This window comes from Streptomyces nojiriensis (assembly GCF_017639205.1).
Classification (GTDB): domain Bacteria; phylum Actinomycetota; class Actinomycetes; order Streptomycetales; family Streptomycetaceae; genus Streptomyces; species Streptomyces nojiriensis.
Genome location: NZ_CP071139.1, coordinates 7,098,880 through 7,119,870 on the forward strand (window position 1 = coordinate 7,098,880; position 20,991 = coordinate 7,119,870).

Consider the following 20,991-nt stretch of genomic DNA (forward strand, 5'->3'; position numbering starts at 1 on the left):
CCCGTTGCCCCCGTCGCCCCCGCTGACCTCATCGCCCACACCGCTGCGGCCGCCGACGCGCGTCCTGCTCGCCGACGACCACGCCCTCGTACGGCGCGGGGTCAGGCTCATCCTCGACGCCGAGCCGGACCTGACGGTGGTGGCCGAGGCCGGTGACGGAGCGGAGGCCGTCGCCCTGGCCCGTACCGGGGAGGTGGACCTCGCCGTCCTCGACGTGGCCATGCCCCGGATGACGGGACTGCAGGCCGCACGGGAACTCTCCCGGCTGCGCCCGGAGCTGCGCATCCTCATCCTGACCATGTACGACAACGAGCAGTACTTCTTCGAGGCGCTCAAGGCCGGGGCGGCCGGATACGTCCCCAAGTCGGTCGCCGACCGCGATCTGGTCGAGGCGTGCCGGGCGGCGATCCGGGACGAGCCTTTCATCTACCCGGGGGCCGAGACGACGCTCATCCGCAACTACCTGGACCGGGCCCGCCAGGGTGATCCGCTGCCCGCCCGGGCGATCACCGAGCGCGAGGAGGAGATCCTCAAGCTCGTCGCGGAGGGCCACTCCTCGAAGGAGATCGGCGACCTCCTCGTCATCAGCGCCAAGACGGTGGAGCGCCACCGGGCCAACCTGCTCCAGAAGCTGGGGATGCGCGACCGCCTGGAACTGACCCGCTACGCGATCCGGGTCGGACTCATCGAGCCGTAGGGGGACACGGCCTGGCAGGCCGCCGCCCGCAGCCACCCTCGTAGATGCGAGGTGGTGCCGTTCGGGCCCCGGCCCGAGCATGGCGCGGGGGACCGCCCGTCCGGGCGCCGTCCACAGGGTCCGGGAGGGGAAAGACGTGCTGCGGTATCCGAGCAGGCTGTGGGCGCTGGTGCTGATGTGCCTGGCGGGACTGGTGCTGGCGGGAACACCCGCGCCCGCCTCCGCCACCGCCCCCGTCCCCGCGCCCGCTGCGGCGAAGCCGCTGTTCCAGCTCCCCTTCCCGTGCGGGACCACCTGGCAGCTGAACACCTGGGGCCACAACCCGGCACTGGACATCGTGGTGGAGGGCAACACCGGTTCCGACGGACTGCCCGTCCTGCCGTCCGCCGCCGGCACGGTGGCCGCCACGTACTGGACCAACGGTTCGGGCAACACCATCCAGATCAACCACGGCAACGGCTGGTTCACGGCGTACTACCACCTGAAGGACGACCCGGCGACCTACGTGAAGAAGGGCGACCCCGTCCAGCCGTCCACCCGGATCGGCCGCATCGGCACCTCGGGCGCCTCCACCTGGTCCCACCTGCACTACGAGCAGCGCTACCTCGCGTCGGGCGACTTCACCGACGAGAGCCACCGCGTCCCGGCCCACTTCGACGGGGTCGAGTACACGGGCGACGCGAAGGAATGGCCGAGCGTCACCAGCCGCAACTGCACCGGCACACCGCCCCCCGCCTGGCAGGACTGCCCGTCCGGCCACGTCTGCTTCTACTCGGGCGCGGACGGCACGGGCACCGTCTGCCGCTCCGCCACCGACGAGCCCCGGAGCACGTGTGGGCTGCGCAGGTCCTTCTTCAACAACGGCACGCCGCAGCCGGGTTACGACCACGTACAGGTGTACTTCCGGGAGGGCGGCAGCGCCTGTCTGCACCGCGGCTGGGACGAGGGGCGCGGGAACCTCCCGGCCGGAGGCCGGACCATCGAGCGCTTCCAGTGGCGAGGAGAGTGCTGAAGACCGGTCATTGTTGCGGGAACGATTGATTCCGCTGGCTAACCTTCCCCTGCACCTTCGGGGAAGGAAGCAGCGTGAACAGCATCATCGTGGTCCCGGGGCCCACCATGTCCCCGGCCGCACAGATCCGCCTGGCACCGGGGCAGACCCTCCGGTTCGGCCGTGGACCCCTCCGCCGCAGCGGCATCGGCACCGGAGGTGGTGGCGGCCCGGACACCCTGCACGTCCCGCACGCCGGCGTCTCGCGTTCGGCGGGGGAGATCACCGCCACGGCCACGTACTGGTCGCTCAGCAACTTCTCCCGCTCGGCGACGTACGTGGTCGAGAACCCCGAGGGCGCCGGCGAGCACATCAAGATCGCCCCCGGCCGGCTGGACGCACCGGTCCCGTTCGAATTCGCCCGGCTCGTCCTGCCCGCCGGCTCCGAACTGCTCACCCTGGACGTCTGGGCACCGCGCCACGACTACGCCGACCGGGACGATCCGGGCGAGCCCGACGGGGAGCCGACCGCACTCCCCTTCCCGCTCGACCGCTCCAGCCGGTACTTCCTGGTCCTCACCGCGCTCTGCGAGCCGAGGCTGCGCGGCGCACCGCACGCGCCCCTGCCCACCGTCGAGCAGGTGGTCGAACGGCTGAAGCCCTCCTGGCCCGCGGCCAACCGCGCCGCCGTGCAGTGGAACATCGACTACCTCGCGGTCAAACTGCGCCTCAAGCCCGGCCCCGACACGGTGGATCCGGGGCCGCGGCTGGTCGGCAAGAAGGAGACCCTGGTCTCGCTGGCCCTGCGCTTCGACCTCGTCCGCGAGACCGACCTGGCGGCCCTGCCGGCCGCCCCGACCGGTACCGCCCGCTGACCGGGAAGGCCGGCCACCCCGGCGCCCTCGAAGTCCCGGCCGGCTACCGCGTCGGCCCCTGGGCCGTCGGGCACCTGCTGGGGGCCGGCGCCTTCGGCAGCGTCTACGCGGCCCTGCGCGCCGTGCCCGAGCCGGGCCTGCCCGGCCGGGCCGCGCTCAAGGTCCTGCCGACCGGTACCCGCACCCCGCGCCAGTTACGGCACCTGGTCGAGCTCGCCGAGCGCGAGACCGAGGTACTGCGCCGGGTGCGCACACCCCGGCTGATCCGGCTCTACGAGGTCCTCACGGTCGACGACCCCGGCCGGCCCGAACTCGACGGCGCCACCGTCCTCGTCCTGGAGGAGGCACAGGGCTCCCTGGACACCCTGCTGGCCGACGGAGTGCCATCGGCCGGACCCGCCCTGCTCGCCCAGGTCTGCGAGGGGCTCGACCAACTGCACCGGGCGGGCTGGGTGCACGGCGACCTCAAGCCGGGCAACGTCCTGCTGATGGCCGACGGCACGGCACGGCTGGGCGACTTCAACATGGCCGCGGAGCTGGAGGGCACCCACGCCTACTCCCCGGCCTTCGCCACCCCCGACTACACCCCGCCGGACCTGCTCTGGTCGGAGGTCGGCGAACGGGGGACGAAGATCCGCCCGACGGCCGACATCTGGGCCTTCGGCGTACTGGCCCACGTCGTCCTGACCGGCGCACTGCCGCTGCCCGGCGGCACCCCCGCTGCCCGCCGGGACGCCGCGCTGCGCTACGCCAGGGGCGAGGAGGAGCTGCGGCTGTCGCCACGACTCCCGGAGCACTGGCGGGACATCGTCCGCGACTGCCTGGCCCGAAGACACGAGGACCGGGCCGCGCACACCGCCGCGTCGCTGCTGCGCCGCGTGGTGGTGGCGGCCGCCGCCCCGTCGCCGGCCCCGCCGACTCCGTCGGCCCCGCGCGTTTCCGTACCCCGCGGGCGGCGCCGCGCGCTGATCGCGGCCGGTACGGCGGCGCTCGCCGCCGGCCTGGGCGCCGTATGGGGCTCGGGCCTGTTCCACCTCGGGGACTCCGGCGGGGCGCTGGGGTACGAACGGTGCTGGCGCGGGGCGGTCTGCTTCTTCTCGGAGGAGGACGGCCGGGGCGAGATGTGCTCCTGGGTCGACGGCGGCGCCGACTGGATCGACGGCCCGGCCCCCTGTCCCTGGACGGCCCGCAGCGCGCCGCGCTCGGTCTTCAACAACGGGTTCGACCTCACCGAGGGTGCGACCAAGGTCGACGTCGTCTACTACGGCCGGCCCGCCCAACAGGAGCCGCTGGGCTGTGTGAAGGTGCGTACGAGAACCAACTTGGGCGGCACGGCCCTCCCGCGCTCCCACGCCTGGGTGCCGAACTGCTGAGGGCTGCCGGCACACGGCGGGCCTGCCGCCCCGCGCCGCCCGCCGGCCGACCGAGCGATTCGAGCCAATCGGGCCGATCGAGCCCTCTCCCGCCCCCGCAGGGAGCGCGGTGAGCCGATCGGCGGAGGCCGGGCGACGGCCTAACACCCGTCGCCGAGGTTGACCCCCGACGCGGCGGCCGCGTACACGACGTACAGCTGGATCAGCTCCATCGGGATCGCGAGGACGCTGAACCAGACGGTGGTGCCGGCGAGCAGACCCGGCCAGGTCTCCCCGAGCCGGACGCCGTACCGGCCGCGCAGCCGCCGCGCGAGCAGCACGCACACCGCCACCGCCGCCACCCCGAGGAGGACACCGGCCCACCCGGCGGCGTACTCCGCCATCGGGAAGGGCAGGTGCCGGCAGGCCTTCTGCTGCCGTTCGGCCCACTCGGACTCGATCTCCTGCGTGTGCAGGGAGGCCGCCACACCGGCCACGATCAGGAGCGGCACCATCAGCGCCGCCGTCACGGTGCCGAACGTGGCGGCACGCGGGCGCGCGGTGCCTTCGCCCGGGGCGGGGGAAGGTGCGGTGGCGGTCATCGGTACCCATCCGGTTGCGGGTGGACGATGCGGGGGCGCCACCTGTTCACAGAAGATGATCTCACCCGGCCGTGCGTCCGTCCTCGGGCCGCCGTCCATCCCCCGCCGCGGGCCACTCCGCCGTGGTGAGCCCGGCGCGTTCGGCGAGGGCGCCGCCCTGGAAGCGGCTCTCGGCGCCGAGCTCCTCCAGCAGATCGGCGATGTGGCGGCGGCAGGTGCGCAGGGACATGCCCATCCGCCGGGCGATCACCTCGTCCTTGGCCCCCTCGGCCAGCAGTCCGACCAGCGCCCGGCGCAGGCTCGGGCCGACCTCCTTGTAGGCGGCCTCGCTGCTGCCGTGGAACGGGGTCGCGCCGGACCAGTGCTGGTCGAAGACCCGGCACAGGTACGCCACCACGTCCGGGTCCCGGACCAGTACCGCCCCCTCTCCCGGGCCGCCGTCGGCACGCCGCGGCAGGAAGGCCACCGAGCGGTCGAACACCACGGCCCGGTCCGGCAGTTCGGCGGCGGTGCGGTACTCGGCGCCGGCCTGCGTGAGCGTCTCCACGTACCCCTGGGTGGAAAGGCTGGCGCGCGCCGAGTGCTGGTAGAGGGTGCGCATCACGACGCCGCGGCGCAGCATCGCGAGGTCCCGTTCGATGGCGTCCCCGAGTCGGTGCGGGGCCCGGCCGCCGCCCGGCTGGATGCTGAACACCTCCTCCCGGCAGCGGGCCGACTCCTGGGTGAGCATCGCCGAGGCGGCGGTGAGGTCGGGCAGCACGTCCACGCCCTGCCGGTGGTCGCGTTCGCGCTGGGCGGCGCGGTAGTGGGGCATCAGCATGCGCAGGTCCTCGCGTACGGACTGGGCGTGCGCGGCGGCCTGTGCGACCTGGGCCTCCAGCGGGCCGACCGCCTCGGCCGCGGCGGCGTCCGGGCTGACCGGTACCAGCTCCTCGGGGCTGTCGGGTGCCGGGCGCAGCAGCCGGAGCGACAGCAGGGTGCGGCAGGCCCCTTCGACGTCCTGCAGGCTCATCCCGAGGGCTTCGGGAACGTCGGGCGGCCACCGCTTGAGGCTGCCCTGCGACAGCGCGTACTCGAAGACCGCGACGGCCCGGGCGTCCAGACGCGGCAGTTCGATTGATTTGGCATGGATGGTCATGATTTCCCCCGCAATGCGGCCGTGCTACTTCCGTGCCATGCAGGCTATTGCCAGCTCACGGCGCTGGACCAAGGGGGCACAACCGTAAGAGCCTTGAGTTCCGGCCGGGCCACACCACACCCCACCGGGCCGACAGGTGGACACCGGGCGTGAACCGTCCGACGCGCCCGACCCGGGCGTGCGCCGCCCGATCCACGCCCTCCCCATCCAGGAGCTGCCCCATGTCCCGAACCCTCCGCTGTCTGCTCCTCCTCGCGGTCCTGCTGGCCGGCGCAGCCCCGGTCGCCGCCGGAGCGGGAGCCGGACCGGGGGAGGCCGCCGGGAGCCACGGGGGTGCGCAGGGTGCACAGGGCGGGGCGACCGCGTACCTCGCCGCGGAAATTCTCGACACGAGCTGGGGCGACGACTACATCCGGCCCCCTCTCTGAGGGTGTCCCGGCCGCGTCGGTCCCGGCCGTCCGCCTCATCGGTTCCGCCGTGCGAAGTGCGAAGTACGAAGAGCGAAGTGCGAGGTCGTAGAACGTGTCATCACTGCCCGAGACCGCGTCCCGGCCGCCCCTCACCGGGCCGCGGCGGACACGCCCGGAGGGCCCCGCGGACCTGGCGCTGCTCCCCGATCTGGTACGCGCCGTCCTCGCGCGGGGCGTGACCGGACGGGCAGGGGCGACGCAGGACTGGGCCGTGGAGGCGGGCGAGTTCTGGTGCCACGTCCGGCCGGGGGACGCCGTCCGCCGCACGCAGGGGTGGAAGCTGCACGTCTCGGCCACCCCCCTCTCGGCGCCGCTGGTGCTGGCCCGGGCCGCCGAGGTGCTGACCGCCCACCGGGCGCCGTTCAAGTTCGCGGCGAGCCCCGCACGGGTCGCCGCCCTGGTCTCGGGGCGCTTCGCCCGGGGCGGAGGCGGCAAGTTCATCACGGTCTACCCGGTCGACGACACCCAGTTCCGGCTGCTCGCCGAGGAGTTGCACCGGGCCACCGTGGGACTGCCCGGTCCCGCGGTGCTCTCCGACCGGCGCTACCTGCCGGACAGTCAGGTCTACTACCGCTACGGGGTGTTCGCGGCAGCGCCCGAACTCACGGCCGACGGCGCCTTCGCCGCCCGCCTGCGGGACCCCGAGGGGCGGCCCGTGCCCGACGAGCGCAACGCCTGGTACAGCCCGCCGTCCTGGGCGGACGACCCGTTCCCGGGACGTCCGGCCGCGCCCGCCCGCAGCACGGCCACCGCGAAGCCGGTGCTGCTGAACGAGCGCTACCTCGTACGCGGAGCGATCCAGCACTCCAACAAAGGGGGCGTGTTCCGGGCGGAGGACACCGCCACCGGCGAGCAGGTGGTCGTCAAGCAGGCCCGTCCTCATGTGGGCGCGGGACTCGAAGGGCTGGACGTACGGGACCTCCTGCGCCGGGAGGCGACCCTCCTGCAGCGCTTCGGCAAGCGGTTCCCCGACCGGGTTCCCCGGCTCGTCGAGGTGTTCGAGCAGCAGGGCAGCGCCTTCCTGGTCGCCGAGTCCGTCCCCGGGGCTACCCTGCGCCGGACCGTCGCCGAGCGGCTGATCCGGGAGGGAGCCGGCTGCCCCGACGGGCCGACCGCCGGATCCCTCGTCCGGCAGCTGCTCGAACTGGTCGGCGGCGCCCACGAACTCGGCCTCACCCTGCACGACTTCAATCCCAACAACGTCATGGTCACCCCCGGCGGGCGGCTACGGCTGATCGACCTGGAGATGGCCGCCCGGGAGGGCGAACGCTGGGTGCTCGGCGCCACCCCCGGCTACACCGCCCCCGAACTGCGCGCCGCCGATCCGGTGGCCCCCGCGTTCGGACCCGGCGTCGACCTCTACGCCTTGGGCGCCACCGTCCTGCACGCACTGACCGGCGCGGATCCGCTCTTCGCGGAGGACCGGCCCGCGGGAGCCCGCCCGGACGAGGAGCGACTGTCCCGGCTCGTGGAGCTGCTGGGCCGCGACCGGCCGCTCGTACGCCGCTACGGGCCGCTGGTCCGCGGGCTGATGCGGGACGCGCCCGCGGACCGCTGGACCCTGGAGCGGGCCCGGGAGTTCCTCACCGACGGCGCGGCGGCGGAACAGCCCGCACAGGCCGCACCTGCCCGTGCGGAGGGGACCACGGCGTCCACCGGCTCCGCGGCGTCCACCGGGTCCGCGGCGCCGACCGGGTCCGGGGAGACGACCGGGTCCGGGGAGACGACCGGGTCAGGGGAGCCGGCGGCGGTGCGCGCACGGCTGCTGCACGACGGCATCGCCCACCTGCTGGCCACCATGCGCCCCGCGGACCCCGACCGGCTCTGGTCCGCCGACTCCTTCGGCGCGACCTGCGACCCGGTGGCCCTCCAGCACGGCTCGGCCGGCGGAGTGGGCGTGCTCGCCCGTGCCCTGCGCCACGCGGACGACCTCGCGGCCGGCTCCCCGGACGCACCTCCGGTCACCGGGGAGGCCCTGCGCGCGGGGCTGCGCACGGCCGCGCTCTGGACGGCGGAGCGGCAGGAGGCCCTGCCCGGCAACCTGCCCGGACTCCACTTCGGCCGCTCGGGCACGGCCTGGGCCCTGCTCGACGCCGCCCGGGCGCTGGAGGACGCGGCGCTGACCGAACGCGCCGTCGCCCTCGCCCTGGCGCTGCCCGTGGAGTGGCCCAACCCCGATGTCTGTCACGGTGCGGCCGGCGCCGGCCTGACCCAGCTGCACTTCTGGCGCACCACGGGCGACCCGCGCTTCCTCGACCGGGCCGCGCAGGCCGCCGAGGGGCTGCTGGCAGCGGCTCGGCATACGCCCGAGGGCACCTTCTGGCCGGTGCCCGAGGACTTCGACTCCGGTCTGGCGGGCGCCTGGCACTACGGATTCGCGCACGGGGTGGCCGGAGTCGGCACCTTCCTGCTCCTCGCCGGGGAGGCGACGGGCGACGAGCGGCTGCGCGCGGCCGCCCTGGCGGCGGGCACCACCCTCGCCAAGGCCGCCCGCCGCGGACCGGCGGGCACCATGTGGCCGGTGGACTGGGCCCGGCACCTGACGGACTCCCCGGACCTGGCCAGGCACTGGTGCAGCGGGTCCTCGGGCGTGGGGACCTTCCTGGTCCGCCTCCGGGCGACCACCGGCACCCGCGACGAGGGCCTGGCCGAGCTGGTGGAGGGCGCGGCTGCCGCCGTCGGAGCGGGCAGGGTCACCGATTCGCCCGCCACCTGCCACGGGCTCGCGGGCAACGCCGAGTTCCTGCTCGACGCCGCCGAGCTGACGGGCGATGCGCGCCACCGTGCCGGAGCCGAGCTGCTGGTCGAGCACATGGCGGCCCAGGCGGTGCTGCGCGACGGCCGGCTGCTGGTGCCCGACGAGAACCGCAAGGGCGTACTGGCCGAGTACGCCACCGGCCTCGCCGGGAGCCTGTCGCTGCTCCTGCGGCTGCGGTACGGCGGCCCGCGAGCGTGGCTGCCCGAGGGCGGATCCGCCCACCCCTGAGTGTCCGGTGGCCTCCGGCCACCGGCTGCCGGCCCCGTCGGGGCCGGCGTTCCCCACCGTCCCATCCACACAGAAGGAGACCGCCATGGCGGAGTTCGACATCGATGCCCTCCAGGTACTGCCCGAGGACGTCCGTACCGAGGACGCCCGCGGCGAGGAGCACGCCGCCGCGCTGATCACCGCCTGCCGCTGGCACACCAGCGGCTGCTGATCGCCCGCTGAACCGGCGGCGACCCCTGCGCCGCCCCCCGGGAGGGGACCGGAGCCCTGCTCCGGTCCCCTCCCTCAGCCGTGCCGCACCGGGCTCGCCGGCCCCGGCGAGCCGCTCTCCGTGACGCCGCCCCGGGTACATCTCGTTGGCGGAGCGGGAAACATCCCCGTTAGCATCCGACGATGACGACGCAGGCGGACAAGCCCTTCCGTGACGCGGTGCGCCGGGCTGACGTCAGCTGGCTGGCCGGCCGTCTTGACGCGCGGATCTGCGAACCGGCCGTCTTCGAACGCCTCATCCGGCACGACGACCCCCGCCTTCGGCACCTGGGGCTGGTCCTCCTGGCCGAGCGCGTCACGTCGGGCCGGCCGGCCGACGAGCAGGAGATGGCCGAACTCGCGGGGCTGCTGCCGGTATCGGTGGAGGGACCGCCGGAGACGGCGCTCGTCCTGGCGCGGCTCCACGAACGTCTGGAGCCGCATCGCCAGGGGCTCCGCCGGCCTTCGTGGCGTACGGCCGGACTGCCGGCCACGGTGCAGATCGCCTGGCTGCGCGCCGAACTCCTCAACGAGCCGGCGGCGATCCGGAAGGAGCCTCCGGGGGAACTGCTGTACCAGGCCGTGCGGGGCCTGACCGTCACCTGCGCGCACCGGCCCGAGCAGCTCGTGAACGAGCTGGTGGGCAGCGGCGACCCGGTGCTGCAAGCCGCCGCGCTCCGGCTGGCCCGGCAGGGGCTGCACGCCGGCCTGCTGGCCCCGGCACTGGTGCGCGAGTACGTGATCAACCTGCTCGGTGTCGACAGCGCGGACGTCGTCACCGCCGTCCTGGGTGAACTCACCCGGCCGTGGGCGGCATTGGATCCCCTGCCGCCGGGACGCCTGTCTCCCTTCCTCGCCCCCGAATCGGTGATCGCACGGCCCCAGGTGGCCGATGCCGCGATCACGGCCGCCTCCCATCATGGGCACCGCGGCCTGCTGTGGCAGGTCGTCGACGACGAGGAGCTGCCGCCGGGTCTTCGCCGGCGCGCGATGGAACTGCTCGGTGACCTGGCGGACCGCGGCGACATCGGCGCGTTGACGGCCGTCGCCGCGCGGGACCCCTTGCTGTTCGGCGGGCCGGCGGTGACCTGCCTGCGCGGACTCCACCGGCGCGGGCACTTCCCGGACGATCCGCACGTCCCGTCCGTCATCGGCCTGGCGCTGGCCGATCACACGATCGCGCCCCACGAGGTCGCGACGATCCTGTTCACCTCCCGACAGGCGATGTTCCGTGTACTGGTGGACGCGGACGCCGGCGATCCGAGCTGGCCGCGGCGGCTCGCGCTGCTGGTCGCCCTCGCCGGACAGGGGGCGGGGGAGCTGCCGATCGGGGACGCGATCACACGGGTTCTTCCTTCGGCTCCCGAGCCGGGCCCGTTTCTCGACGCGATCCGTGCGTTGCGCCACGAGGATGCCGAAGACGCCGTGATCGCTCTCCTGCCGTCCGCTCCCGCAGCGGCCCTGGACGCTCTGGAGGCCATCGGCGGGCACCGGACGACGACAGCGCTGAGGGAAGGACTCGGACTCGCCACGCCGCAGAGCGGGGGCGTGATCGCGCCGCACCTCCGCGCGGTGCGGCACCGGGCCCTCGAGATCCTGTGGCATCTGACCCACGATCCGGCAGAGCGGCGTGCCGTCCTCGTCCGCCTTGATCCCGCGGATCTGCCGGCTCGTATCGCGAGGGATCTCGGCGGCCCGGACGAGCGGGAGCTGGCCCTCCTGAGTTCCCATCTGGACCCGGACGAACCGGTGGCGGCACTGTGCAGACTCGCCGCCCACGGCGGCGTCGGCACGCTGCCGGTCATCGCGGACCTGCTCCTGCGTGTCGTCGCCGGGCTGGCGGCGTCCTGGGAACCGGGCGGAGCCGCCCCGGGAGCCGGAAGCGGACAGTCGGCCGGGGAGCCCGTGGTACCCCAGGAGATCGTGGACGCCGTACACGGCCTGGGCCGTCGTCTCCACGAGCGGGGACGGATCAGGCCGTCCTGCATGCTCGATGCGGCGACCGCGACCGAGGCCGGACACGCACTCGTCGCGACCATGGGGCTGGATCTGCTGGAGCGGCCGGGACTGTCGAGCGGCGAGCAGGCGATCCTGCTCGAACTCCTGCTCCGAGCCCCCTGCGTACGCACCCGCGCGCGGGTCCACCACCTGCTGCGGCACCGCGACCGGCACGTGCGCAAGCATGTGATCGCATTGCTGGCCCGCGACGCCACCGGGGACGACGCGCAGGCGCTGTCGGCGACCTTGATCGCGCTGACCGCCGCCCAGGACGTCCAGACCGTCCGGCAGGCGCTGCTCGCCCTCGGTCACGCGCGGGCCCGCTGGGCATCCGCCGCGATCGCCGCGTGTCTCGGCCATCCGAACATGAACGTCAAGAAGACCGCCGCCGGGGTTCTGGCCCGCGCGGGCACGCCCACGGCGGTACCGGCACTGCTCCGGTGGCTCGGGCGGCACGACAATCCAGGCCTGCGCGGTGCGCTCGTCGAGGCGTTGCGCGCCATCCTCGGCGACGCGTACCCGGCCACCGTCCTCGCCGCCGCCGAACGCACCGAAGACGGCCGCGCCCGCGAACTGCTGCTGGAGGGCCTCGACCGCACCCTGTCGGCGCGTTCGGTCCTCGCCCTGGACGACCAGGCATCACGGGTCGCACCGACCCTGCTCGCCCTGGTGGCGGCCGGCCGGGTCGGCCTCGCTTCCGGGACGGTCGAGGAGCTGTCGACGGCCCTGGCCGCGCACGGGATCACCCCGCCCGCCGCGCCGCGTCCGGCGGCGGACACCGGAGCAGACCTCGACGTCAGGTCACTGCTGGCCGAGGGCTGGAATCCGTCGGTCGCGCTGCGCCTCGCCGAACGCCCCGAGCAGCCGCACCCCGCGCAACTACGGGCGCTGCGGCCGCTGCTGGCGGACTGGCTCCGCCTGGCCGGTTCCGAACCCGCCGTCCGGGACCGCGTACTGCGGCTCACCCTCCGGCTCTGCCCCGCACCGTGGACGACCGGGGAACTGACGGCCTTCGCCCGGTCCACCGGGGTCCTGCTCGACGGGCTCGCCGAGGCCTCGGCGGAAGACCGGCACGACCTCGTCGCGGTGCTCGAAGCGGTCGCGCCGACGCTGCCGGCGGCTCTGAGGCCGGCCGTCGCCGACGCCGTACGCGCACTGCCCTCCGTACCCGGGAGCAGGTCCGTACTGACGCTGCTCCGCGGCCTCGGCGCGGTGCCGGTCCGCGCCGACCTCGAGCAGGCACTCGCTGCGGCCCGGCTGGGCGCCGACCCGTGGCAGGCCGAAACCGCCGTACTGCGGGAGGCGTTCGCCGCCCCGCACACTTCGCCGGCCGGGGCCGGGGCCGGGGCCGGGGCCGAGGCGTGGCGAGCCGCGCTGGATGCCGCGGTGCGCACGCCGAACTCCCTGGAGCAGGTCCGTCTGCTCCGCCTTCTGCGCCGCCGGCGCGACGGCATCCCGGGCTCCCGGGACCGACTGAGCGCGCTGATCGACGCCTACGCCGCGGCCGGCCCCGAGACGCGCGCCGCGCTCGTCGACTGGATGACGGACATCCAGCCGCTCGACGCACCACCCTGGACCATCGCCGAGACCACCCACGCACCCGCGCCGCGACCGCGGACCGTGCACATCGACGACCTCGACCAGCCCCGTTCCACCGCGCTGCTGGAGCGCCTGCTGGCCATGCTGCAGGCACCCGCTCCGGACCACCGGCACACCGCGGCCCTGACGCTCCTGGAGTGGCCCGAGCCCGAGGTGCGGCGTGCCGTGCTCCGCGCATTCCTGCAGGGCCGCATCGACGTACCCGTCGGTGTCGACTTGGCCCGCGCACTGAACACCATCGGCGGGACGGAACTCCGCGCGGACGGCATCCTGCACGACAGGGTCGCTCGCGTGGCGAGCCGGCTCGACCCGGGCGACCTGGAACCGCTGGTCCCGCTCCTGCTGGAATGGTGGGAGCACGACCCGCCGGCCGGCAGCTCCGCTGCCGGGCAGGCGCTGCGCCGGGTCCCCTCCGACGTGCTGGCGGAGCACCTCGGCGACCGGCTCGACGCCGGCGCCTGGGGATTCCTCGACCTGCTCCGCGGGCGTCCCCTGCTGCGCACCCCCGCGCTGACGCAGACCTGTCGGCGGCTGCGCGCCGACGGACGCGACGACCTCGCGGACGGACTGCTCCTCGTCGAGGGTCCGCTGCGCGGCCCGGACGCGGTGGGGCAGGACGCCGCCGCGCTGGCAGCGCTCCGTGACCGTGACCGTGCGTCGGCCGCGTCGCCGGGGGCATCACGACCACCGTCCCGGCAGGAGCTGTTGGACCAGGCCCGTGAAGGCGACCTGGTGCGGGTGCGCCGAGCACTCGCGCGACTGGCCGAAGGGCACAGCGGCCCCGAACCGGACCAGGACCCCCGTCTGCGGGAGCTGATCGAAGAGCTGCTGCACCATCCCAAGCCCAAGGTCCGCCTGCACGCGCACCGGACCTCACGGGCCATGCTGGACTGGCGGACCTACCTGCACCACACGTCGATCCTGCTGGACGACCCCCAACCGGACCTGGTGCGCACGGCGATCCGGATCCTCTGCCACGCGAACTGGACACCCGCGATACCCGCCGTGACCGGAATGCTGGAGCACCCCCATCCCGTCGTCCGCAGGACTGCGGCCAAGGGGCTCATCGACATGGGCACGTCGGCGACCCCCGCCCTCAGGCATGCCGCCGTCCACGCCCGCCCCGACCGACGGTCCCGCTATACGGAGGTCCTCGAACAGATCACGCCCCGTCCGGACGCCCGGCCAGGGGTCCCCGGCAATCCGTGATCAGCTCACGCTCATCGGGCCTTCAGGAAGGTGCGGCCTCAGCCCTCTGTCGGGGGCAGCAGGTGGGAGCAGGTCGAGCGGGCTGTGAACGCGATGCCGTCGTAGTCCGCGGCCGGGACGAGCGGGGCCGTGTTCAAACGGTAGAAGAACCGCTGGACGTTGGCGCCGAAGCTGCGCTGTGCGTGCGGGGCGTGCAGCCAGGGTGCGGCGCCGGCGGGTGATGCCGCGGCACGGAGGTCCACGTAGTAGTCGCCGGGTACGGCGTCCGCGAGCCGGGCCTCCAGGGAGCGGAAGCCGGTGCCGATGCGGTGGCGCACCGGCGGGCCCTGGAGATCGTCGCCGCGGCGGGCCAGGAAGGAGCCCTTGCCGAAGAGGAGGGCCAGCGCGTAATAGGCGTCGCCGTACCGCTCGCGGAGCCTGCTGCCGAGGGCCGGCACCTGGTCCCCGTACGTGCCCTTGGCGATGTGCCCGTTGTGTGCCCAGACCATGACGCGCGCCTCGGGGTCGTCGTCCACGAGCCGTGCGACGGCCTCGGCCATGTAGCGGTCACGCGCGGCGTACACGCCGTCCTCGCCGGCCGGGGCCGCCAAGGGCAGGGTCACCAGGTCGGCGGCGCGGACCAGGATCCGCGCGTGTTCCAGAGCCTCGGCGGCGTCGTCGCCGGGACCCGACTGCTCGACGTGGTCCGCGACGAGGCGGGCGATCTCCTCGGCGCGCCGCATCAGGGCCTTGTCCGGGTCCGGAAGCGAGCCCGGGCGGGCCCGGGCCAGTATGTCCAAGGCGCCGACGCGCCCGGCCTGATCGGGCGCCGTCCGGCGCAGAAAGGCGGCGACGGCGTCGACCGAGTCCGCGCAGAGCTGGGGGTCCGTTCCCACGAAGCGGGTACGGCGCTCTTCGGGCAGGTCGCGGTTGTGGGCGCGCAGCCACTCGACGAGGTCGACCATCTCGCGGGTGCGCCAGGTCCAGAAGCCCAGCCGGGCGACGAGCCGTTCGGGGGAGCCCGTGCCGTACCGGACGTACGCGTCGAGCGCGCGGGCGGCGGATTGGCTGGCCTCCATGGCGAGGGTGGCGAACCCCTCCTCACGGACCAGGAACTCCACGATGCGGTGCTTCAGCCGGAAGAACTCGCCCGTGCCGTGGGTGGATTCCCCCAAACCGACGATCCGTGTCCCGCGCAGGGCCTCGCCCAGGGGCTTGAGGTCCTCCACGGGCGCGCCGGGGGTCAGGGTGCTCAAGGGGTTGGCGTGCTCGTTCAGCCACCGGGCGATGTCGTCGGGCACCGTCTTGCCTCTCCTCCCCGCGTGCGGCGGGGAGGCACGCGGGCGTGCCCCGGCCCCTCGCACCCGTTCCTGGGTCAGTTCGTCGCCTCCCGACACGCGGCAAGGACCTCCTGGAGGTCCCGCACGGCGTCCGGTCGGCCATGATCGGAATACACTCCCGCGACGCCGACGACAACTCCACCCACCCCGGCCCGACCGTATCCGGCCAGCACCGCCCCAGGCCTACAGCCAGTCGCGCTTCTTGAAGATGACGTACAGGCTCGTGCAGACCACGGCCATCAGCACGATCGCGAACGGGTACCCGCCCGCCCACTTCAGCTCCGGCATGTCCTCGAAGTTCACGCCGTAAATCGTCCCGGCCAGGGTAGGGGCGAAGAGGATGGCCGCCCACGAGGAGATCTTCTTGAAGCCGTCACCCTCACACATCTGACCTGCGGAAATCCCCCGAACAGGCGGTCCGACCTGCGACGATCGGCCTTTCCGCCTCTTTCACCGTGCTGCCAGTTTGTACGGCAGATCCTCCCCAGCCGCTCCCCAACGGGGCTTCATTCTTCCCAGATCCTCCCCAGCCGAGGACGCCTTCGAAGGTGGATGACCACTTGCCATGAGCGTGATCTGGCGTCGGTACATGCCACGCGACGTAGTCGAGGCACGGAGGGGGGAGTTGTGGCGTTCGCCGTCCGTCGGAATTCAGATCGGTAGCGAGGAGGCGACTACGCCTACGTCGATGGTCCTCTGACCCGGCTCTTCCGCTCCGGCTTCGGGATTCGAACCAGAGGTACACGCATTAAGCGGCCCCGCGAGATCATCCCGGCTGATGCCGGGCGGTGCCACAGGATCGCGACTCCCCAGGTCAGACACCTCCGCCCCTGAACCCAGGTGCCCCCCAATCCACCCGTCCGCTCACGCAGACCTGACCAACGCAAACGGCCGGGCTCCACGCCAGCATCGTCGCGTACACGGGCACCGATCGGAGCGAGGAGAACAGTACGCTCGGGTATGGCGCTGGTGCCATCCTGTACTGGTGGACGTAACCCTGCCCGGCCAACTGGGCGCAGTCGAAAGAGAGTCCTCCTCCGCAGCGCCAGCGGTGATCCGCAAGTTGAATCTCTCCCCGCCTCCAGGGCACTTGACGGGGCGGCAGGACGTGGCCTTTGTTCCTGTGACCCGCGCGCAATGGAAGTCAGTGTTGAGGGACGCCGACCTACCCGGGCTTCAGCGGGAGACCGACGAGACGGTCGCGGAGATCCTGCGACTACGGACCGCTTCCGGCCGGATCGTGGGGAAGGAGCTTCCGGAGCTGTTGTGGCGTCTCCGCGCGTCGGTGGTCGCCTTGGGCACTGTCGCAGAAGAGGTCTCCCGGTTCAGTCCGTCCCGGACCAGCGCGGCAGAGCACCGGTTAGCGACCGACTTGGCGCAAGCGAATCGGGGCGAGGGTCGAGAGCTGTTCGCCTGCCTGGAACAGGGATGGGTGGAGTTCGCTTGGTCTGAGGTCCGGAGGCATGCTCTCGTGGCCCAAGCAGCCGGACGAACTCTAGAGGCTGCTGCCAAGACTGATTGCGCCAGCCTTCCCGACGAGGACGTCTATCAGCGGGCGTTCGGGATGCCGGCTGAGCAACTGCGGCCCGGGGCCGGCGTAGCATCACGGGCCCGCTTGCTGGCCGCTTGGTCGAAGGCCCCGAAGGCCCTCGATCGTCGGCTGCGACGGAGCATGAGACATCTGATCGATGACTCGCTACCGCTGACGGTGAAACTGCTCCATCACCTTGCATCCCTCGCGCTGTCCGATCGCCCTTTGCTGGCGCATCGCGCCGCGTTCTTGGCGCGTGATCTGGTGACGTCCCATTTGAAGGCCGAACCGGAACTTGCGTGTTCGGTGATTGCACGACACGTCGATCGCGAGCCGGAGATGCTGTCCTCTCATCGCGGACAGGTCGCCTACCGTGACGCCTGCAACCGCGCGGCACACCAAGAGGAAAAGGCGCGTGCGGTGATGGACCTGCATAGGGCCGTGCTGGAAGGTGACGTCAAGCGCACGGCTGCCGTTGTCATGGAACTGCTGGGCAGGGCGGTTCCGGACGGCGCCTCGCTCTCGACCGTACGTGACCTGCTGGCAGCTGAAGACAGTGAACCGCTGTGCAAGTTCCTGGCTTCGACGATCCGAACTGAGTGGCGCAACGCGAACGCACACGAGGACTTCCGCTGGGACCCTGTCAACAGCACGCTCCTCCTAAGTGGACAACCCACCGATCTGGAACAGGTGCTGGACGCAGCGATCCGCGCTCGCGCCGTCTGCCACGGGTTCGAGCACGGGGTCGCCTTGGCCTACGCCCAGAACGCACCGCTGATCATTTGGGGCGCGGAAGAGGCGAACTATGTCGGCCGAGACCTCTCCATCCTCCAGGCAGCTGGAGAATCCAGATTCCCGGTGCTGGACATCCGGCGCAACGGCAGTCTCGTACGGTTGGACGTGCCGGACATCTCCGTTGAGACGCTGAGAGAGGCGTGCCGCGCGCTTCTCAGGGCCGCCTTGGCAGACCCCAGCATTGAACGCTGGGAACTACGTCAAACCTCGCCCGGTCGGCCACCCCTGTGCGTGGACCGTACGGGAACACACGCAGGACTCCAAGTCGCGGAACCTCTCTGGGAGCTTGCCGACCCCCTCCCTTTCGCCGTTCTCCCTCTACTGGCGAATGCCATGACCAATGCCGGAGAACCCGCCGAGACGGCAGTTTCAACGGTTCTCTGCTTGGCTGCTGCACATGTGGTCGGAGAACGAGACCGCTTGTTGCCTGCCCTTGCGCAAGACGATTCAGCCGCCAAGGACGAGCTGATCAGCACCGCGAAGCTGATCAGCGACGGAGCCAAGGCGGCAGCTCAGCTGCTTGAAGGCCCAGCCCGACGCAAGTTGCTTGCCTTCGCAGAAGTCCTTGCTGGCGACTGCCACCGGCTGCGGAGCGCTCGTGCCTTTGAGCTCGCCCACGAGTTCGTGCCGGCGGATCGGGTCCTACGGAGGCATGCGCCAGCTCGCCTGCCGTGGGTCACAGCACTCGACGACTCTGCCGGCTGAGATCCCCGACACAGCTCAGATCGCGCTGCAGAAGCCAGTACGTGCTGTGGGCCAGCGGCTGAGGTGGTTACAGCGCCTATGAAACGAGGCGCAGCGCTGTGATCGAACGTGTCTTCTGGTGAGGGGTCTCGTTGAGGCAGGTAGCGATCGTGGATGTGTCGCCCTGAATCGAGACAGTCACGGGGAGAGTCCTGCGGGGCTCCTTTAATATGGGGTGTCTCACGAGGAGATCACTACTTTAAGCGACCACTGCCGCACGGCGAGTGGGTGGTGGCGTTCGCCGGGCAGGTCATCCGCGTGGCCGTCGAGGTTTACGGCTGCGCGGATCAACCGGAAGCCTTGCCTCCGCAGCGTCGTGCGTGATCTCCTGGAGCTCGTTCAGGTCGGCAAGTACGGAGGATTGGGTCGTGGCGAAGGAGAAGGGGGCGAAAAGTACGTATGGCGTGCCCCTGGAGCGGAGCGACTACCTCAAGCTGGACAAGCATAAATACCACTGTGAGCCGGAAGAATTCGGGGAATGGGTCCGGTCTGGTTACGGGAAAGGCAAGCGTCTCGCTGTTGACCTTTTCTCGGGTGCCGGCGGTCTGAGTCTCGGCCTTGAACGAGCCGGATGGACCACCGCTGCGGCCGTGGACTTCGACGAGCGGGCACGCGAGACTCATGCGGTGAACTTCCCCGGAATGAGCCTTTGTGTCGACCTCGGGGACGACGGGCAGCGAGGCGAGTTCGTCCAGCGAATTCTTGACTCCGGGGCAGAGATCGACATCGTGGCGGGAGGCCCTCCCTGTCAGCCCTTCAGTCGTGCCGGGCGTAGCAAGATTCGACACTTGGTCGACAATCACAACCGTGACCCGCATGATCTTCGCAAGGAACTGTGGCGCGCCTATGTCGACGTAGTGGAGCAGCTCCTTCCTCGTACCGTCCTCATGGAGAACGTCCCCGACATGGGCCTCGGTGACGATTTCAGCGTGATCCGCATCATCGAGGCAAAGCTGGAGAGCCTTGGGTATGCGACCCAGGTTCGTCTCGTCGATGCGTGGAACTATCGCGTGCCGCAGCACAGGAAGCGCCTGATCCTGCTCGCGCGGAGGGACGGTGGCGGCTTCACGTGGGATAAGCCGAAGAAGCAGACCACCCTTCGGGATGCCATTGGAGACCTTCCTCCGATCAACCCGAAGCCTTTGGACCCGGTGGGCTCCCGACTTCTCGACTACGACGAGAAGCAGGAGCCGAAACCTTCACCATTCGCCAAGGAGATGCGCAAGAGGGCAGATAGGGGCGTAATCCATGATCACATGACGCGGCGGGTTCGAGCCGACGACTTCAAGATCTTCACCATCATGGATTCCAAGACCCTCTACTCCGAGCTGGATGAGAAGCTGGGAGACGACGAGAAGGAATTCCAGAGGTACGACGCTGAGCAGTTCACGGACAAGTACAAGAAGCTCGACTGGAACGAGTTGAGCCGTACAATCACTGCGCACATCGCCAAGGACGGTTACTGGTACATCCATCCTGAAGAGCCGCGAACGCTTACCGTACGTGAAGCCGCGAGAATCCAGACCTTCCCGGACCGCTTTCGGTTCGCAGGCACGCGGAGCGACGCCTTCCGGCAGATTGGCAACGCGGTTCCCCCGCTGTTGGGTGAAGCTGCAGCCCGGGTTCTCCTGCCGCAAGATGCACCCGTCGGACACGAGGCCACGGACAAGTGGCCGGAGGTACGTGAGGAGCTGACTCGCTGGGCCAAGGAGCAGCGCGCTGGTAAGCAGTGGTACCAGTTCCCCAACGGCCGGAAGATGAAGCCGCTCGGGGCTCTCGTCATGGCGGTGCTCTCGGGAGGCAAGCTGCATCCGAGCCAGCTCGCCAACGTGATGAACGGTGTTGCCGGACACAGGGAACTGACCCGGGACGTTTACCTCGCCCTCGTGAACGCGGCACCGACAGCCGCCGCCCGCAAGCGTTTGGAAGACCGACTCGGTCCGGTTGTCGACAAGGCCGAGGTCTGGGTAGACGCGGATTCGATCCTTGATCACAGCAAGATGATGGGACTCAAGCCAGCTGAGCTCGCGCTGTTCAGGCTGCTGGCTGGCGACGACATCATGCTGGTCAACCAGGGTGCGTTGCGGGTGGCTGCGAGGTTGCAGCAGAACCAATCACACCTGACCAACCGACTGACCGAGGGGCGACTTAACCTCATAAAGCTTCTCGGCGCTGGCCGTGATGCACCGGTGCGCATGGCCGCCATCAGGTTCGTTGGCGAGAACCTGTGCCGGGACAAGCAGCCCGTTTGTGGAAGCTGTCCGCTGAGTGACTACTGCCCAACCCGTCCACAGGAGGACGAGGGAGCCGCAGCCACCTTCGATGCTGTGCTAACCGCAGACTGACAGGTCCTTCCCGGCAGAACAGGAGGCTGAGGCGTGTGGCGTCGGCGATGCGTTTGGTGGCTCGCTCGGCGTCATCCTTGACTTCCAGACG

General features: G+C 71.5%; 13 protein-coding genes and 1 pseudogene. 10 read left to right on the forward strand and 4 right to left on the reverse strand.

What is annotated here, in order from left to right:
• Window positions 1–4: 4 nt before the first annotated feature.
• The 4 genes from JYK04_RS32895 (at window position 5) to JYK04_RS32905 (ending at window position 3,936) form a co-directional block, all read left to right on the forward strand.
• Complete coding sequence (locus JYK04_RS32895; protein WP_229876787.1) at window positions 5–697, forward strand: response regulator; 693 nt, start codon at window positions 5–7, stop codon at window positions 695–697.
• Window positions 698–833: 136 nt separating this feature from the next.
• Window positions 834–1,709 carry a peptidoglycan DD-metalloendopeptidase family protein gene (locus JYK04_RS32900; protein WP_189745952.1) on the forward strand — a complete coding sequence of 292 codons (876 nt, stop codon included), beginning with the start codon at window positions 834–836 and terminating at the stop codon, window positions 1,707–1,709.
• Between the two features lie 74 nt (window positions 1,710–1,783).
• Entirely contained in the window at window positions 1,784–2,563 is a 780-nt protein-coding gene (locus JYK04_RS41530) for an FHA domain-containing protein (RefSeq protein ID WP_229876784.1), read from the forward strand.
• Window positions 2,560–3,936, forward strand: coding sequence for a serine/threonine-protein kinase (locus JYK04_RS32905; RefSeq protein ID WP_229876788.1), 1,377 nt, complete (start codon window positions 2,560–2,562; stop codon window positions 3,934–3,936). Before JYK04_RS41530 ends, JYK04_RS32905 begins: the two co-directional genes overlap by 4 nt.
• Window positions 3,937–4,076: 140 nt before the next feature.
• Here the strand turns inward: JYK04_RS32905 and JYK04_RS32910 are convergent, their stop codons facing one another.
• Window positions 4,077–4,517, reverse strand: coding sequence for a hypothetical protein (locus tag JYK04_RS32910; protein WP_189745953.1), 441 nt, complete (start codon window positions 4,515–4,517; stop codon window positions 4,077–4,079).
• A gap of 61 nt (window positions 4,518–4,578) precedes the next feature.
• Window positions 4,579–5,655, reverse strand: a complete 1,077-nt coding sequence (locus JYK04_RS32915; protein ID WP_189745955.1) for a hypothetical protein — start codon at window positions 5,653–5,655, stop codon at window positions 4,579–4,581.
• 221 nt (window positions 5,656–5,876) lie between these two features.
• On the opposite strand from JYK04_RS32915, the gene JYK04_RS32920 reads away from it, so the two are divergent.
• The 4 genes from JYK04_RS32920 (at window position 5,877) to JYK04_RS32935 (ending at window position 14,166) form a co-directional block, all read left to right on the forward strand.
• Window positions 5,877–6,083, forward strand: coding sequence for a hypothetical protein (locus JYK04_RS32920; RefSeq protein WP_189745957.1), 207 nt, complete (start codon window positions 5,877–5,879; stop codon window positions 6,081–6,083).
• A gap of 94 nt (window positions 6,084–6,177) precedes the next feature.
• A complete protein-coding gene (gene lanL, locus JYK04_RS32925) occupies window positions 6,178–9,111 on the forward strand; it encodes a class IV lanthionine synthetase LanL (RefSeq protein WP_189745959.1) in 2,934 nt (977 codons plus the stop codon).
• 85 nt (window positions 9,112–9,196) lie between these two features.
• Entirely contained in the window at window positions 9,197–9,322 is a 126-nt protein-coding gene (locus tag JYK04_RS32930; protein WP_189745961.1) for an ALQxL family class IV lanthipeptide, read from the forward strand.
• Between the two features lie 182 nt (window positions 9,323–9,504).
• Window positions 9,505–14,166, forward strand: coding sequence for a HEAT repeat domain-containing protein (locus JYK04_RS32935; RefSeq protein ID WP_189745963.1), 4,662 nt, complete (start codon window positions 9,505–9,507; stop codon window positions 14,164–14,166).
• 38 nt (window positions 14,167–14,204) lie between these two features.
• Here the strand turns inward: JYK04_RS32935 and JYK04_RS32940 are convergent, their stop codons facing one another.
• Window positions 14,205–15,446, reverse strand: coding sequence for an erythromycin esterase family protein (locus tag JYK04_RS32940; RefSeq protein ID WP_189745965.1), 1,242 nt, complete (start codon window positions 15,444–15,446; stop codon window positions 14,205–14,207).
• A 222-nt stretch (window positions 15,447–15,668) separates the two neighbouring features.
• Window positions 15,669–15,854: pseudogene (locus tag JYK04_RS32945) on the reverse strand (CorA family divalent cation transporter); the annotation flags it as partial.
• A 1,303-nt stretch (window positions 15,855–17,157) separates the two neighbouring features.
• On the opposite strand from JYK04_RS32945, the gene JYK04_RS32950 reads away from it, so the two are divergent.
• Entirely contained in the window at window positions 17,158–18,516 is a 1,359-nt protein-coding gene (locus JYK04_RS32950; RefSeq protein WP_189745968.1) for a hypothetical protein, read from the forward strand.
• A gap of 407 nt (window positions 18,517–18,923) precedes the next feature.
• Entirely contained in the window at window positions 18,924–20,900 is a 1,977-nt protein-coding gene (locus tag JYK04_RS32955; RefSeq protein ID WP_229876785.1) for a DNA cytosine methyltransferase, read from the forward strand.
• Window positions 20,901–20,991 lie beyond the last annotated feature (91 nt).